The 15,949-nt window shown below is 37.6% G+C and carries 9 protein-coding genes; 8 read left to right on the forward strand and 1 reads right to left on the reverse strand.

All coding sequences use genetic code 11. The features are described from left to right. Positions 1–39: 39 nt before the first annotated feature. A complete protein-coding gene (locus tag OZP11_RS20930) occupies positions 40–2,487 on the forward strand; it encodes a beta-glucosidase (RefSeq protein WP_281232434.1) in 2,448 nt (815 codons plus the stop codon). A gap of 163 nt (positions 2,488–2,650) precedes the next feature. Further along, positions 2,651–4,069, forward strand: coding sequence for a sugar MFS transporter (locus tag OZP11_RS20935; protein ID WP_281232435.1), 1,419 nt, complete (start codon positions 2,651–2,653; stop codon positions 4,067–4,069). A 194-nt stretch (positions 4,070–4,263) separates the two neighbouring features. Here OZP11_RS20935 and OZP11_RS20940 read toward each other — a convergent pair whose 3' ends face one another. Next, positions 4,264–5,361, reverse strand: coding sequence for a surface glycan-binding family protein (locus tag OZP11_RS20940; RefSeq protein WP_281232436.1), 1,098 nt, complete (start codon positions 5,359–5,361; stop codon positions 4,264–4,266). A 137-nt stretch (positions 5,362–5,498) separates the two neighbouring features. Between OZP11_RS20940 and OZP11_RS20945 the strand changes: the two genes are divergently transcribed. From OZP11_RS20945 to OZP11_RS20970, 6 genes are all read left to right on the forward strand, one after another. Further along, positions 5,499–7,901 carry a TonB-dependent receptor domain-containing protein gene (locus tag OZP11_RS20945; protein ID WP_281232437.1) on the forward strand — a complete coding sequence of 801 codons (2,403 nt, stop codon included), beginning with the start codon at positions 5,499–5,501 and terminating at the stop codon, positions 7,899–7,901. A gap of 317 nt (positions 7,902–8,218) precedes the next feature. Then, the gene (locus OZP11_RS20950; protein WP_281232438.1) at positions 8,219–8,572 is read left to right on the forward strand and encodes a hypothetical protein; all 354 of its coding nucleotides are present in this window, start codon (positions 8,219–8,221) and stop codon (positions 8,570–8,572) included. 251 nt (positions 8,573–8,823) lie between these two features. Then, complete coding sequence (locus OZP11_RS20955) at positions 8,824–9,393, forward strand: RNA polymerase sigma factor (protein WP_281232439.1); 570 nt, start codon at positions 8,824–8,826, stop codon at positions 9,391–9,393. A 198-nt stretch (positions 9,394–9,591) separates the two neighbouring features. Further along, on the forward strand, positions 9,592–10,731 hold the full coding sequence (locus OZP11_RS20960; RefSeq protein ID WP_281232440.1) for a FecR family protein: 1,140 nt from the start codon (positions 9,592–9,594) through the stop codon (positions 10,729–10,731). A 236-nt stretch (positions 10,732–10,967) separates the two neighbouring features. Beyond that, positions 10,968–14,516, forward strand: coding sequence for a SusC/RagA family TonB-linked outer membrane protein (locus tag OZP11_RS20965; RefSeq protein WP_281232441.1), 3,549 nt, complete (start codon positions 10,968–10,970; stop codon positions 14,514–14,516). A gap of 4 nt (positions 14,517–14,520) precedes the next feature. Beyond that, the gene (locus OZP11_RS20970) at positions 14,521–15,948 is read left to right on the forward strand and encodes a RagB/SusD family nutrient uptake outer membrane protein (protein WP_281232442.1); all 1,428 of its coding nucleotides are present in this window, start codon (positions 14,521–14,523) and stop codon (positions 15,946–15,948) included. The last annotated feature ends 1 nt before the right edge of the window (position 15,949 follow it).

The raw sequence follows: 15,949 nt of genomic DNA on the forward strand, positions 1-15,949 counted from the left end.
ATTATTAGCTTAAAGTAGAACTTTAAAACTATCTATATTATGAAACACACAATAACAAAAACAGTAAGAGTAACGCTTTTAACAGCGCTTGTTCTTTCAAACTTGTCATTTAACAAGTTAACAGTAAACGAAAAAGATCCGGTGATCACAATCAACGGTTTCTCTTTTGTTGATTCGAATAAAAACGGAAAATTAGACCCGTGGGAAGATACCCGTCTTTCTGTAAATCAAAGAATTGAGGCCATCATCAAAGAAATGACGAACGCTGAAAAAGTAGATTTATTAATAGGAACGGGAATGCCTGGAATTGAAGTCTTGACAGGTCCTGTTGGAGATTCTAAACAAGGTCTGGTTCCCGGAGCAGCAGGAGGAACGGCTGCTTTTGAAAGATTCGGAATTCCTGCTACGGTTGTAGCCGATGGTCCTGCGGGATTACGTATTGCACCAACCAGAGAAAACGATTCAAAAACCTATTATGCAACAGCATTCCCTGTTGGAACGGCTTTGGCTTCAACCTGGAACAAGGCGCTTTTAGAAGAAGTTGGAAAAGCAATGGGTAACGAAGTAAAAGAATATGGAGTTGATGTTTTACTGGCTCCGGCTTTAAACATTCACAGAAACCCGCTGAACGGAAGAAACTTCGAATACTATTCTGAAGATCCGCTTATTTCAGGAAAAACCGCTGCAGCAATTGTAAACGGAATCCAGTCTCAGGGCGTTGGAACTTCGATTAAACACTTTGCGGTAAATAATGAAGAAACCAATCGTTTAACAATCAACGCACATGTTTCTGAAAGAGCCATTAGAGAATTGTATCTGAAAGGTTTTGAAATCACGGTAAAAGAATCTGATCCGTGGACGATTATGTCTTCATACAACAAATTAAACGGTATCTATACTTCTGCTAATAAAGATTTATTGACAGAAGTTTTAAGAAACGAATGGGGCTACAAAGGAATCGTAATGACCGACTGGTTTGGCGGTTTCCCGGGCTTTGAATCGATACAAAAAGGATCAAATTCTGATGTTGTACAGCAGATGATTGCCGGAAACGACCTTTTGATGCCGGGAATTCCGGTTCAGAAAAAAGCATTATTAGAAGCTTTAAATTCAGGAAAATTATCTCAGGAAGCAGCTAATACCAATGTGAGAAGAATTTTAGAGTACGTTTTCCGTACGCCTACTTTTGCTAAGTACAAATACAGCGATAAACCAAATCTTACGAAAAATGCTGAGGTAACCAGAAAAGCAGCTGCTGAAGGTATGGTTTTACTTAAAAACGAAAAAAATGCCCTGCCTTTTGCTGACAAACAAAAAGAGGTTTCATTATTTGGAGTTACATCGTACGCATGGATTACAGGCGGAACAGGAAGCGGAAGTGTAAACAACAAACATACTGTTTCTCTTTTAGAAGGATTAAATGCAGCAGGTTATAAATTAGACAAAGAATTGGTTGATTTATACACGCCTCATGCTGAAAAAGAAGTAGTTGCCGAAAAAGAAAGAAGAAAAGCAAGGGGCGTTTTAGCATTGCCTGAAAGACTGCCGGAGATTAAAATGGACGATGCTTTTATTGCTAAAAAAGCAGCAAGTTCTGAAATCGCATTTGTGACTTTAGGAAGAAATTCTGGAGAAGGCGGAGATAGAGTAGTAGACAACGACTTCAATATGGCAAACGAGGAAATCGAAATGCTGGATAAAATCTCAAAAGCATTCCATGCAAAAGGCAAGAAAGTAGTTGTGATTTTAAACATTGGCGGTGTAATCGAAACCGCTTCATGGAAAGACAAAGCAGATGCTATTTTATTAGCATGGCAGCCGGGTCAGGAAGGCGGACATTCTGTTGCCGATGTAGTTTCTGGAAAAATTAATCCATCCGGAAAACTTACAATGACTTTCCCTGCGAAATATTCTGATACTCCTTCGGCTAAAAACTTCCCTGGATTCCCGGTTAACAATCCAACAGAGGTAACATACGAAGAAGGTGTTTATGTAGGATACCGTTATTTCAATACCTTCAACATCAAACCATCTTACGAATTTGGTTTTGGAACTTCATATACCACTTTTGATTATTCAGGTATTAAATTGAGTTCTCCAGCTTTCAAAGATAAACTGACCGTTTCGGTAACGGTTAAAAATACCGGAAAAGTGGCCGGAAAAGAAGTGGTACAATTATACCTTGCTGCTCCTTCAAAATCAATCGACAAACCGAAAGAAGAATTAAAAGCTTTTGCAAAAACAAAAGAACTAAAACCGGGCGAGAGCCAGACGTTAACATTAACGTTATCTCCAAAAGACCTGGCTTCTTTCTTAGAAAATAAAAGTGCATGGATTGCCGAAGCCGGAGAGTACAAAGTACTTATAGGAGCATCGTCATTAAATATCAAACAAACTGCATCCTTCTCAGTACCAAAAGAAATTACAGTTGAAAAAGTGAAGAAAGCTTTTGAATTAGATTCAAAGTTTACAGAACTTAAACCTTGATTTAGTTAGTTTATTGTTGAAAAACCGTCTCGATTTTTTTGAGGCGGTTTTTTTGAATTTCAGATTTCAGATTTTAGATTTTTTAGAATTTGATATTGATATTGATATTGGAATTTAAACTTTTGAATTTAGCTATCTTTATGCTTTAAATTATTGATTACTTATGAATACCAAAAACACCACCAGTCAAGCGGTTCCAAACTACACCGTTCCGCTGATTACCATTACGATATTATTTTTTATGTGGGGATTTATTACCTGTATGAACGATATTTTGATTCCCTATTTAAAGAAATTATTTGCCCTTACTTTTGTTGAATCGATGCTGGTTCAGTTCTGTTTTTTTGGAGCTTATTTTCTGGGGTCGCTTACTTATTTTGTATTTTCATATTACAAAGGAGATCCAATCAATAAAGTGGGTTACAAAAAAGGAATACTTTCCGGAATTCTTCTTTCGGCAATAGGCTGTGTTTTATTTTATCCTGCAGCAACTTTTTCAGTATATGGTTTATTCCTTGGCGCTTTGTTCGTTCTCGGACTTGGATTTACCATTTTGCAGATTACGGCAAACGCCTATGTCTCTCTTTTAGGAACAGAAGAAAGTGCTTCGGGCCGATTGAATATGACTCAGGCATTTAACGCTTTCGGGACTACAATTGCACCAATACTGGGCGGTTATTTAGTATTTGGTCCGGGAGGCGATCATAATATTACAGCCGAAGCAACCCGTATTCCGTATCTTGTATTTGCGGGAATTTTAGTTTTAGTTGCCGTTTTGATTTACAATGTAAAACTGCCTTCTTTTCAGACAGAAGAAACAGAACAGGGAGGTCTTGGAGCTTTAAAATTCCTTCAATTGCGTTTGGGGATTTTAGGAATCTTCTGTTATGTTGGAGGAGAAGTAGCGGTAGGAAGTTTTATTATCAGTTTTCTGGAACTGGACAGCGTTGGCGGTTTAACCGAAGCAGTTAGTAAAAACTACCTTGCCATGTATTGGGGAGGCGCTATGATCGGACGTTTTCTTGGAGCCATTTCGCTGAGTCAGGGTATCAGTGCTTCAAAAAAAGCATTGTATATGATTCTGACTGCAGCAGCTGTCTTTTTATTGATTTATTCTATTGTAAACCTGACCTTTAGTCAAATGAGTTTTTTCCTTGTATTCTTAGTTCTGAATTTCTTTGCTTTTATGATTGGAAAATCGGCACCGGCAAGAACACTGGCAATATTTGCGTCTATTAATATTGTATTACTGCTGGTATGTATTTTAAGCACAGGAAAAATGGCTATGTACAGCATATTAGGAATTGGGATTTTTAACTCAATTATGTTTTCTAACATTTATACTTTAAGTATTGCCGGATTGGGTAAATATACCAGTCAGGGTTCATCTCTTTTGGTAATGGCAATTTTGGGAGGAGCTTTGGTTCCGATAATTCAGGGTGTCCTTGCTGATTCTGATTTTGGCGTACAAAAATCATTTATCGTTCCCGTATTCTGCTACGCTTATATTCTTTGTTTTGGTTTGTACTGCACTAAGAAACTGAAGAATGTAGAGCATGTTAAGAATGTTTCGGGGCATTAATTGTTTAAAATCCAAGGTTTAAATATCAATGACAATATCAAATTTCAAACTTTGCGAACTTAAATTGGACAATGTTTAAACTCTAAATTTTGCGAAACGTTAGCATTCTCTGTCGTAAAAAACACAATTTGGAAATAATAAAAAAGGACTTGCTTTTTACAAACAAGTCCTTTTTTCGTTATAATCAGAATTAATTATTCGGCATTTGCCATATTTAATGTCAAAGTTGTCAGGAATTCAAGTCCCGTTGTTGTGATTGCCTTAACGGTGATTTCGTATGCACCTGCAGTCAGCGAAGTACTTTTCTTTACAGAAACAGAACCTGTTTTTTCGTTTATTGAAAATATACTTTCAGTATCACTAAAAGGCTGTCCGTCTTTCTTAATACCATTTATAGCAAATGACGATTTGTAAGCTTCAGGAGAAAATGCCGGTGCGGCCGATACGTATCCGTTTGATAAAGCAATATGAAGATTATTCAATACGATAGTCAGATCATATTCAGGATAATATGTACCAAAAAAGAATTTGATTTTTGGAATGAATATTACGCGGAATGTTGTTGATGCTACGCGGAAATTATCTTTAAGAAGAACCGGAGTTACGTCATACGCTTTTTCTGCCTTTTTATCCGGATCTCCGGCATTAGCAGCAAATTTCAAAACATTCGAATTCAATGTAACTTCTGTTCCTATAGCTGAAGGATTCTCAATTGCCCAGCTCATATCAGCCGAAACTGTTTGAGGAGCTTCAAGCTCAAAATTGGCAGCATCACCGTAAATCACATAAGCCACCGGAATTACTGCTTTGCTTTCGATATCTTTAATTGACAGTTTTGCAGGCGTGATTTTAAAGTCAATAGTCTGCTTACCCTGAAAGTTCTGACTTACCGAGCTTACGTTTACGGTAATTTTGTAGCTGTCAGGTAATTTCGTTCCATTGCCCGAAACAGCGCTATTTGGATAAAGCAGACCGCTGTTTACATTGATTTTTCCCGATTCCTTGTTTACCGTTACTGCTTTCGAAAGTTTATCATTTAGAAATTCAGAAGCATTGACTTTTACATTTTCATTCAGGCTGAAATCTAAACTTATCTGAACATCAGATGCATCTAAAACACTCGAAGGTAAAGTAATGCTCTGCTGTTCGCCGTAGACCATAGAAGCTGTAGGGGTAAGTTCAATATCAATTTGTTTTTGAGGCGTCTCCTCATTGTCACTGCTGCAGGCTGTCAGTGACAAAGCCAAAAGTCCCATAAATAGTGATCTCGCGTAGTTTTTTTCTTTTCTCATAGTTTAAAATTTTTGCCAAAAGTATATTTTAAAAATATTTATCGCAACAAAGTTGCGATATTTTATTGCAATTTTGTTGCGATAGTGTTTTTAAGCAGTATATTTGCGCCCATTATTTACCCAAATTCAGTGCGATCATGCAAATTAATCCCCGATCCTTATGTCTATTTTTCCTTGCCTTTAATCTATATGCATATTCGCAGCATAAACCTTCCGATAGTATTAAAACCAATGTTCTGAATGAAGTTATAATCAGCAACAACAGTAAATCAGAATTATCGAATTCAAGAAAAATTTCACGAAAAGAACTTTTAAAAAATCAGTCGGCAACGCTGGGAGAAACGCTCAGTCATGTTCCCGGAATTCAGAATTCGTATTTCGGACCAAATTCGGGAGCTGTGGTAATCAGAAGCCTCAGCGGTAACCGCGTAAAAGTTTTAAGTAACGGAATGGCAATGAATGACCTTTCCGGAATCAGTCCAAACCTTAACCTGATTACCGATACAGATAATCTTTTAGGCATTGATGTTCATATAAACGACGGAAATGTTCTTTTTGGCGGAAGAGCTATTGGCGGTGCAGTTAACCTGAAAGACAACACGATCCCGAAAGAAAAAGCGCCCAAATTCCTTTCCGGTTTTGTACGGGCAGAAGGAAATACGAATCTCGGATATAAACAATCTTTTGACTTTAACGGAAATATAGGAAAAAAATGGGTCTGGCATGCGGGAGGTATGAACAGATGGAATGGAGACATTAAAATACCCGGAAACACAAAAGCTCCCATTGCTTACGATCCAAAAATTGATGATCTGACCGCCTCGATGGCGCAGGTTCATGTCGAAAAACAGACCACAAGAAACTTGACTTTGTATCCCTACATAAGCCAGTTTGTTTTGGATAAAATGAATGATCCGAAATGGGCGCTTACAGATGCTGATTTATACACTTTTGAAGAAAAATCATTTATTGACGGCGCTTATGTGTCAAATCCCAAAAATAACTTGTACATAGCGGGACAGCCTGCCGGAACGCCATTTTCGACAACCGTAGTAAAAGGTATTACTGATTATGCTCCTGTAAAAAAAGGAACAATGCCTAACAGTCATGCCAACAGTTATGCCCTAAATTTTGGAACGGGTTATGTGGGCGAAAAATTCAATATTGGAGCCGGATTTCGAAGAACGTACGGATATTATGGAATTCCCGGTTTTGCACTGCGCAAACTGCCGGGGCATACGCACACACACGACGATGGGTATACACATGAAATAGAAGGAGAAAGTATTTACCTGCCTATAAACACACGATCTGAAAGCAATAGTTTGATGATGGAATCGGAGTACAGACCCCAAAGTGCAGGAATTGCTGCTGTAAGATTAAATTATATGCTGCAGTATTCTCAAGACAGCGAACTTATTGACGATTACCTTGCCAATAAATTTTCGGCATCGCGCCACATTGTTAGGCTAGAGGTGGATCAGCAGCGTCTTAAGTTTTTAAAAGGACTCTCCGGTGCAGATGTTTCTGTTGTTAATATAGACGGAAGCGGTGAGCAGCGCTATCTTCCCGATAATAAAAGCCGTGAATACGGAATATTTACATTGCAGCAATTTGCAATTAAGTTTTTAAAACTAAATGCCGGGTATCGTCACGATCTTGTTCAAAGACGCGCCATGCTCACAGAAGGCTACAAACCAAGCAGGGGACTTGGCGGCGGGAAACTCTCAGATCGTGATTTTCATCTCAGCCAGTTTACTTCCGGCTTACAAATAGATGTAACAAAATATGCCTATTTACGAGGTTCGTATTCGCATTCAGAACGTGCTCCTGATGTTAACGAATTGTATGCGGGTAATAATCACTTTGCTATTATTTTAGAAGAAAATGGAGATGACAGGTTAAACAAAGAGACGGCAAAGACAACAGAGTTTGGAGCAGGATTTAATTACGCTGGATTAAAACTTTCTGTTACGCGATACAAAACCTTGTTAGATAATTATTTATATCTGGCTCATACAGGAATTTCGCGTTCAGGCGGTTTTTTGGTGAAAGAATGGCGGCAATCAAATACTGAATTGAACGGATGGGAAGTTGAAATGGCATACAATAAAAAAATTACCGAAAATTTTAATATCCAGCTGGGATCTTATTTTGACTTGGTTAAAAATGTAAATACTGCCGAAGATCGTATGAGAGACTGGGCAGAAGGTGATTATATGCCCAATATGCCTACCAGCCGATTTGGGTTTTCAGGAGGAATCGGCTTTAGGAAATTTGAATTCAGCGCAGCATTCGACCGTTACCTGGAACAGCGTTACCTTGGAAAGAACATTAATCCCGAACCGCCAATGCCGGCCTATTCACTGCTTTCTGCACGACTGAGCTATAACATGATTTTTAAAGACTACAAAATAGAATATTTTGCTGCAGGTACTAATCTGCTTAATGTTGAAGCCAGACCGCAGAATTCTTTTCTAAAGTATTTAGCACCGCTGCCGGGGATTAATATTTCTTTAGGGTTGATGGTTAGTATTTAAAAAAGTGATTAGTGATTAGTTGTTAGTGATCATATTAGGGATATATTTTACTGCTTCGTGCTGTCAGATTAGAGATTTATAACAGAGAAAATCCGAGAAAAAGATGCTAAGGCAACAAAAATAAAACTCTGCGAATCTTTGTGTGCTTCTTCGGTAAATTTGACAGATACCAAAAATCACGACTTTAATCCGAAAATAAAACTTACAAATTTTGGTATTTTTTTAACAAACAAACTGTCACCCATTTAGGATGTTTAATACTCTTATTTAGAGATTACATTGTGTAATTTATTAAATAACCCTTTAACCCTTACATTATGAAAAAAATTACTTGTTTGTTCGTGCTGGGAATATTGTTTTCCTGTGCAAGTGAAACCGAAGTTCCGCAGGCCTCTGCAGATGCAGAAATTATCAGACTTATGAAGACACCTGATAAAAACACTTTAACTCATGATGAAATAAGAAAAATTGTAGCACATTTGGATAAAAAACCTGAAGATTCTAAATATCTGGCTTCAGAACCTATTTCTAAAAAGAAACCTGTAAAGACTTTAGATCCAAAGGCTGTTAAACGTGAGTACACGATTGAAGACTATATGCAGGTTGAGGTTGTACCGCAAAATGCTCCTGATTATAAAGCCACCCTTCAAATGATTAGGATTGAAGAGTAATTTTTGAAATGAAAAAAATAAGAGGTTCGCAAAGATTCAATAGAACTCTGCGAACCTTTGTGGTAAAACCTGAAACTTGAAACTTTTTAAACATTTTTCAGGCTCATTATAAATAAAACGTTTGATTTTAAATTTATTCCTGTTAAAATCAAATTTCATGAAATAATCTTCATTATTTTAACTAATTGTCTTTTAGTTTTTGACGTGAAAATGCGTAATATTGCTTTTTTGATTTTCACCTCTTTAAATTAATGTCTGTTTATAGCAAATATGCTGATCCCATCTTATTAAATCTTCTTAAAGAAGATGATCAGCTGGCCTATACAGAAATTTTTGAAAGGTATGCCAGACTTCTTGTGAACCATGCTTGCAAAATGCTCGGCAGCCGTGATGAGGCAAACGATGTGGTTCAGGAAGTATTTTTATCCATCTGGAACAAACGTCATGAAATAACCGTTACCGGATCTTTTTCGGCTTACTTATACAAAGCGGTAAAAAACAGAATACTAAATCATATCGCTCACGAAAAAGTGGTTTCGAGTTATGCCGATTCCATTTCAAACTTCATCGAAGAAGACTATGTTTTCGCTGATTCCAGACTCAGGGAAAAAGAACTTGAAGCGATTATTGCCAAAGAAATTGCTTCTCTCCCGGAAAAAATGCGCGAAGTTTTCCTGCTTAGAAAAGTAGAAGAACTCTCGTATGACGAAATTGCACTTCAGTTAAATATTACCGACAAAACCGCGAAACAGCAAGTCTATAATTCGCTTAAAATACTGCGCGAAAAACTCAAAACTATGATGGGTGTTTTTATTTGGTGAAGTATTGTAAAGGTTTTTGTTAATTTTTATGATAGAATCTACTCATAATCGTCTCATTAGTAAATAGAAAATAACGTTATTCAGGATTTATTAATGATATAATAATATTTTTTTTAATTTTTTTTGCTTTTCGTCTATGACAAAAGCTGTATATAACTGTCTTACTTAAAAACGGGACAAAATTCTGTGTTGTAATTTATGAAAGAAACTGAAATCTTAGAACTGCTTCAAAAATACCAAAACGGTACTTTATCGAATGAAGATAAGGACAAACTCGACGCCTGGTATCTGAACCGTGCTTCTAAAAGTAATGTACATCTTAACGAGTACGAACTCGAAGAAAGTTACGAGTATCTAAAATCGAAACTTCCGTTACAGCAGGAAACCAAAGTAATCAGTATCTGGCCGCGTATTACCGTTGCAGCCTCTATAGTTGTAATGCTGGGTACCGGAATTTTTTACTTTACAAAAACAAAGGAGCAGGTTATTCAGGTTGCGGCAAAGCCAAAGGAAATTGCGCCCGGAGGTACAAGAGGAATTTTAACGCTTTCAAACGGAAAACAGATTGTGCTTTCGGCTATTTCTGAAAAAGATACTATTGCCAGAGAAGGCGAAGATAAAGAAGTAACGATCAAAATGAGTGCTGACGGCGTTATTACCTATATAATAAATCCTGATGCCGATACTTCAAAAAATGATGCCGATGCTTATAATACACTTTCGACCCCAACCGGAGGTCAGTATAATATTGTATTGGCAGACGGAACAAAAGTTTTCCTAAATGCGGTTTCGTCTATTAAATATCCAACCCAGTTTAACGGAGATCAAAGAGTGGTTGAGTTAGAAGGAGAAGCGTATTTTGAAGTGGCAAAAAATAAAAACCAGCCCTTTATTGTAAAATCAGGAAGTCAGGATATAAAAGTTTTGGGAACGCATTTTAATGTACATGCTTATGATAACGAACCGGCTATTAAAACCACTTTACTGGAAGGAAGCGTAGCAGTAAGTTATAAAAACCAGAAAACGATTTTAAAACCGGGACAGCAGTCAAATGTGTCTGATAATTCGAATAAAATATCTGTTCGTGAAGTGGATACCGAAGCTGCAATTGCCTGGAAAAACGGCCGTTTTAAATTTGATAATGCCGACTTGAAATCGGTTATGAAACAGCTGGAACGCTGGTACGGAATCAAAGTAGAATACCGCGGCGATGTGTCGGATGTGAGATTCAACGGCGGTACGTTTAGAAATAAAAATTTGTCTGAAGTATTAAAAGTACTTGAGCTTAGTAATATAAAATTTAAAGTCGAAGGAAAAACAATTATTGTATATCCCTGATTTTAGATCTGCCCGTTTATGCTGAGTCTATAAACTAAAAAACCAGAAGCAGTTGCGATGCTTCCGGTTTGTTTTTAATGTTTATAGCCAGTATAAGTTGTCCACTATTGTTTAACTATAACCAATGTAAATGTATGAAATTAAATTTACAACCAAAAAAACCTTACAAAAAACTAACAAAAAAGATTCCCAGGCTTAACTTTTCTGTCTCTTTATGGGGGGTAAGTTTTATGCTAATGCTGCTGAGCAGTTTTACAGCTAGTGCACAGAGCATCAGTGTTAATTTTAAAGATGCTTCTCTGGAAACGGTTCTAAAAGAAGTGGGAAGACAAAGTAATTACGAAATTTTCTATACTCAGAAATTACTTAAGGATGCAAGTCCTGTAACGATTAATGTTAAGAATACTTCTTTAAAAGAAACTTTAAATCAAATTTTCAAAAGTCAGAATTTAAAATACTCGCTTACCAACCAGACCATTGTAGTAACTGCCGGAACAAAAGCAGAGGAAAAGCCAAAGGGAAACGGAAACGGGTTAGTGGATATCCGCGGGAAAGTTCTAAACAATAAAAACGAACCTTTTCCGGGAGTTACGGTAACGGTTGCCGGCACTAACAAAATGAGCATTACAGATTTTGACGGAGGATTTTCTTTAGATAACGTACCCTCAGACGCTGTTTTGGAATGTTCGGGACTAACGATCGAGAAAAAATCTTTTGGCGTTGGCGGACGAAATATTGTTTCGCTTGTTGTAGAAGACAAAGTATCTGCCATGAAAGAAGTGGTGGTGACAGGTTACCAGACTGTTACGAGAAGTCATTTTACAGGAGCGATTGCCAAAGTAGACGAAAAAGTTTTAAACGAAAATATTAATGGCAATTTATCAAGCGCACTCGAAGGTCGTGTGGCGGGTTTAATGCTTCAGAAAAATCCAACCGGAGCTTCTGCAGATACGCCTATTTTACGAGGAATGGGAACTTTTTCCAGCAATGTAGGCTACAGTCCGCTTATTGTAATCGACGGTCTGCCGACTGAATTGACTCTGGATGAAATTAATCCGTATGATATCGAAAGTGTAAACGTGCTTAAAGATGCCGCCGCAGCTTCTATTTACGGTTCACGCGCCGCAAACGGGATTATTGTTTTAACGACCAAAAAAGGAACGGGAAAACTAAAAGTGACTATCAATTCAGATTTCTTTATTTCAGATAAGCCTAATTTAAGAGATATGAATTTGGCTTCGACAAGCGAATTAATCGATTTTGAACAGGCGGTTTACAATAGAGAAAGAGCAAGATATGCCGATACAGCCACTATGTTTAACAGCTATGGAGATATTGGAAGCAGTAACCCAAAATATTACAGTCCGCTTTATCAGCTGAACCGCGATTTAGAAGAAGGCGTAATCAGCAATGCCGATTACAACAGCACTATGGCACAATGGAGAAAGAACGATTACGCGAAAGATTATCGTGATAATGTTTGGCAGAAAGAATTCAGGCAGCGTTACAACGTAGCATTTTCCGGAAGTACAAGCAAACAAAATACGTATGTGTCTCTTAATTATGACGAAGCAAAAAACCGTGTCAAATACAACGAAAGCCGTTCGTTTAATTTGTATGCCAAAAGCAGTTTCCAGATTTCAAACTGGTTAAACGCCACTTTTGGATTAAACGGAACGTATAGTAATGATGACAGTACAGATGGAGATTACAATAATTACGATATTCAGAAAAGATACGAGCGTATTACAGATGATAACGGAGCTTTGGTATATTCGCCTTTTGTAAATATTGATGACGGTTTTACATCCGGAAGTGCATTAAATCCAGCTATGGCGAGAAAAATTGCAGGTTTAAGCGGTTTTAAATCGACTAGTTTTAATGTTTTAAATGAGCTTCAGGAAGGTATTAAATATCAAAATTCATTGAGCCTTCGGTCTTTTGCCAATTTACGCGCAAAGATCTGGAGAGGTTTAAGTGTTAGTACACAATTTCAGTACGAAGTAAGACGAAACGACAGTGAGGAATATAACAGTGTTGACTCGTACAAAATGCGTTATGCGATTAATGCCTTAACGGGGTACAATCCAACGACAAACGCCTATACCTATGTGGACGGTTTTTCTGCAGGAGGCCGATACAAACAGATGAGCGGTCGTGTAAGCAATTACTCATTTAGAAATCAGCTTGATTTTGCAGAGGATTTTGCCGATGGTAAACATTCGGTTACCGGTTTAGCCGGTTTTGAAATGCGCGAAACCTACGCTCCAAGAGGTATTGAACAAATCCGCTACGGATACGATCGTGTTACCCTTACATCGGCTACATTAAACAGCCTTTCGTTAAGTCAGACAGGAGTTCCGAGTTATATATATGGCAGCAACCGTACACTGGCCGCTCTTTCAAGAACGCAGGGAGAAGTTTTGCATCGTTATTTTTCAGTTTTCGCCAGCGGAGGGTACACCTTTTTGTCTAAATACAACTTAACAGGAAGTTACAGAGTCGACAGAGCCGATTTGTTTGGAGTAGATCCAAAATATAAAAACCGTCCGTTGTGGTCTGCAGGTTTAGGATGGAACATCAGCAGCGAAGAATTCATGAAACCAATAAAATGGGTAAGCATGCTGAAACTGCGTGCCACGTATGGTGTAAACGGAAACGTTGACCAGAGTACATCTCCGTACATCACGGCGACCAGAAAAAATGACTTTCTTTATCAGTCTTTACAATATGTAAATATAAGCGGACAGCCAAATCCTATGCTTCGATGGGAAAAAACACAAAGTACCAACTTTGGTATCGATTATAGTTTGTTTAGAACGAAGATCAACGGAACGATCGATATTTATAGAAAATACAGCACTGATTTATTGGCAACGACGGATCTTGACCCAACTGTTGGTGCAACAAGCAGAACAATCAATGCAGGAGCTTTGCTGAATAAAGGAGTAGAATTTAGCATTGGTTCTGAATGGTACAACCGAGGAGATTTCAGAATTGGTTCAAATGTTATTTTAGCCTTTAACAGAACTACCGTTAAAAAAGTAACTAGAGCCCAGTCAACCGCTTCGGTATATGTGAGCTCGCCTACAAGTTATTTCTTTGAAGACGAAACATTCAATAGTTTATATGCCTACAAATATGGCGGAACGGTAAATGGTTATCCGTTTGTTTTAGACGAAAACGGAAATCCGTCAGTAACTTTTGATGATAGCGGAAATCCAATTTCCTCAAGTATTAAAAGCATTACAAATCCGGATGCATTAGTAAACATGGGAAGTTTAACGCCTACTTATACGGGTTCGTTGTCACAGCGTTTTTCATACAAACAATTCGATCTGAATTTTCTGTTTGTTTTCTCAGGAGGGAACAAAATGCGTAAAGAGGTTCTGGATACAGGATCTGATGCTGTTACCCTTTCTGGTATTGCAGATCGTTATACAGATACCAACCGAAATGGAAACACCCGTTTGTTTGTTGATTATGATGAAAACGTTAGAAACTATGCTGTAACGATGAGCAGCCAGTGGAGAAATTCAGATATAAATGTTGTAGACGGCGATTATATTAAATTGAGAAATATCTCCTTGGCATATAATCTTCCAAAAAACATTGCCAATAAAATGAAAGTGGCTTCGGCTAAATTTACTTTTCAGGTAAACAACATCTGGTACTGGAGTGCGGCAGGAAATCGTATTGATCCCGAAGTATATTCGGCTAATTCAGCAACACGAAATTTACCATCGCCTAAAACGTATTTATTTGGTTTTAATCTTACCCTTTAAAAAAATGAAAAATATATTCACCATACTACTGCCATTGTTCCTGCTTACAGTATCATCTTGTGAAGAATACACAGATATTACGCCAAAAGGAGCTTTAGTAATCGACCAGGCTTCACAATTTCATGAAATGGTATCATTGCCGGGAAGAGGTTATCCTATCAATAACTTTCAATATTTATCAGACGATCAATGGATGAAAGAATCGAATGTGATAGGAAAAACACCCAATATAGATATTATCAATTTTACTTTTAATGAAAACGTAGACCGTGTTTCCTTGATGACAGGTTCCAGTTTCTATAATCAGTCTTATACTTACATCAACAGATGGAATACAATTATCTCACTTGTAGATGACAGCAAAGGAGATGCAGATACAAAAAGACTGGCAAAGGCCGAAGCAAAAATTTACAGAGCTTACGACCACTTTTTATTAGTAAATACGTATGCAAAAGGATATGATCCGCAGACTGCAGCTTCAGACGGAGGAATCTGCATTATGAATAAATTTGATTTAGAATCGCAGCCATCAAAATCTACTGTAGCGCAGGTGTACGATTTTATTCAGAAAGATATTGAGGAAGCGTTGCCGTATCTTCAGGAAAAACCCCTGGATGTTTATCATCCTTCACTGGCATTTGCGTATGCTTTTAAGGCAAAAGTACATTTGTTTAAACGTGAAATTGCAAGCGCCAAAGCTGCTGCCGAAAAATCATTAAGTTACAACAATCAAATTTTCGATTTGGTAGCCTACAGCGCACAAGGCGGACCATCTGTGGTTGCCGTTCCTGCAGCAAACAATGTTGAGGTGTTAAGCTATATGTATATGATTGGGTATAACGAAATGAATTTTGTAAGCAACTATGTTATCAGTCCCGAGCTTCGAAATTTATTTGGTGCAAACGATGCTCGTTTTAATTTGTTTTTTAACACAACCAATACCAATAATCTTGATATTGGCGCAAACACAGCCTACTGGGCAACCCAGTACACCCGATTTTTTTACCCGACAGTAGGTATGAAAACAACCGAAGTGTATTTAATGCTGGCCGAATGTTATGCGAGAGACAATAAACTGAAAGAAGCGATTGATATTCTGAATACCTTACGTGCAAAACGTATTTTGGCAGGCGGTACAGTTGAGTTAACCGTTCCGGCAACCCGAAAAGAAACAATGGAGCTGGTTGTAAATGAAAGAAGAAGAGAGCTGCTTTTGGGCTTTAACCGTTTTTTTGATTTAAAGAGATTAAACACTGAGACCGAATATGCAAAAACAATTACAAGAGTATTCCCTATAGTCAATAAAACAGTACCGCAGCAAACCTATACTTTGCAGCCAAACTCAAGATTATACATTGTGCCGTTTCCGTTGACTGCCTTGACAAAAAATCCAAAACTTACTTTAAACACTGACGAAAAAGTTCCATTTTAAT

The organism is Flavobacterium gelatinilyticum, from assembly GCF_027111295.1.
Taxonomy (GTDB): domain Bacteria; phylum Bacteroidota; class Bacteroidia; order Flavobacteriales; family Flavobacteriaceae; genus Flavobacterium; species Flavobacterium gelatinilyticum.